Here is a 1,581-nt window from a genome sequence, read left to right on the forward strand (position 1 = left end):
CCTGGTACGCGGCGTGGATCACGTTGGTCTCGATGACCAGGTTCTCGTACAGGAAGCTGGCCGGCCGCGTGGCATTGGCAAGGATGCCGCCGACGCGCGCCGCGGCCAGCAGCACCACCTCGATGCCCTCGTCGGCAAAGAAGCGGTGCACCGCGCCCTGGTCCGTCAGGTCCAGCTCGGCGCGGTCCCGCGTCACCAGGTTGCGGTAGCCATCGGCCCGCAGCCGCCGCACCAGCGCGGAGCCCACCATGYCGTTGTGGCCTGCGATAAAGAAGACGGTGTTCTTGTCCATGGTGCTTACTCGTGGTGTTCCAGCGCCTGGAAGCCGGCCAGCGTCACCAGCGCATCGCGCCGGGCGATCTGGAAGTCGGCACGGACCATCTCCTTGACCAGCTTGGAGAACGGCGTACGCGGTGCCCAGCCCAGCTTGGCGTGGGCCTTGGACGGGTCGCCCAGCAAGGTTTCCACCTCGGTGGGCCGGAAGTAGGCCGGATCCACGCGCACGATCACCTTGCCCGGGGTGAGCTTGGTTTCCTTGCCCCTGACCGACTCCACGATCCCGACCTCATCCACGCCGCTGCCCTCGAATCGCACGGTGACGCCGAGCTCGGCAGCGGCGCACTGGACGAACTCGCGCACGCTGTACTGCTCGCCGCTGGCGATCACGAAGTCCTCCGGCTGGTCCTGCTGCAGCATCAGCCATTGCATCTCCACGTAGTCGCGTGCATGGCCCCAGTCACGCAGCGCGGACAGGTTGCCCAGGTAGAACTCGTCCTGCAGCCCGACCGCGATGCGCGAGATCGCCCGCGTGATCTTGCGGGTGACGAAGGTCTCGCCGCGCACCGGAGACTCATGATTGAAGAGGATGCCGTTGCAGGCGTACATGCCGTAGGCCTCGCGGTAATTGACCGTGATCCAGTAGGCATAGAGCTTGGCCACCGCGTATGGGCTGCGCGGATAGAACGGCGTGGTTTCCTTCTGCGGGATCTCCTGCACCAGCCCGTACAGCTCGGAGGTGGAAGCCTGGTAGAAGCGTGTTTTTTTCTGCAGCCCGAGGATGCGGATGGCCTCCAGGATGCGCAGCGTGCCAAGGCCGTCGGCATTGGCCGTGTACTCGGGTTCCTCGAACGAGACGGCCACATGGCTCTGGGCCGCCAGGTTGTAGATCTCGTCGGGCATGACCTGCTGGATGACACGCAGCATGCTGGTGGCATCCGTCAGGTCACCGTGGTGCAGGAAGAAGTGCCGGTCGGGATCGTGCCGCTCGCGGTAAAGGTGATCGATGCGGTCTGTATTGAACAGGGAGGTGCGGCGCTTGATGCCGTGCACGTCGTATCCCTTTTCGAGCAGCAACTCAGCCAGATAGGAACCGTCCTGCCCGGTAACACCAGTGATCAGAGCAACCTTGCGCGTCATTATCGTTCTCCCGCCTTGCGTTGGTAATGCTTGGTATGGATGTCGAGTCAGCGGCCCCCCGCGGCCCTACTTCACCCGTCCTTCGTAGCCGTAGTACTCGGTGTAGCCCGTGCGCAGCAGCAGTGGCGGCTTGGGGACGTCGGTCAGCAGCACGCCATGCAGGGT

Annotated in this window: 2 protein-coding genes; both read right to left on the reverse strand. The window is 64.5% G+C overall.

Annotated features, from left to right (window positions below; all coding sequences use genetic code 11):
• On the reverse strand, positions 1-292 hold a 292-nt coding region (locus AC1DS3_RS38480), incomplete at its 3' end, for an NAD-dependent epimerase/dehydratase family protein (protein WP_477129345.1).
• Positions 293-297: 5 nt separating this feature from the next.
• Complete coding sequence (gmd, locus tag AC1DS3_RS38485; protein ID WP_441634209.1) at positions 298-1,416, reverse strand: GDP-mannose 4,6-dehydratase; 1,119 nt, start codon at positions 1,414-1,416, stop codon at positions 298-300.
• Positions 1,417-1,581: the final 165 nt, after the last annotated feature.

It is taken from the genome of Cupriavidus sp. 01L46, from assembly GCF_056399905.1.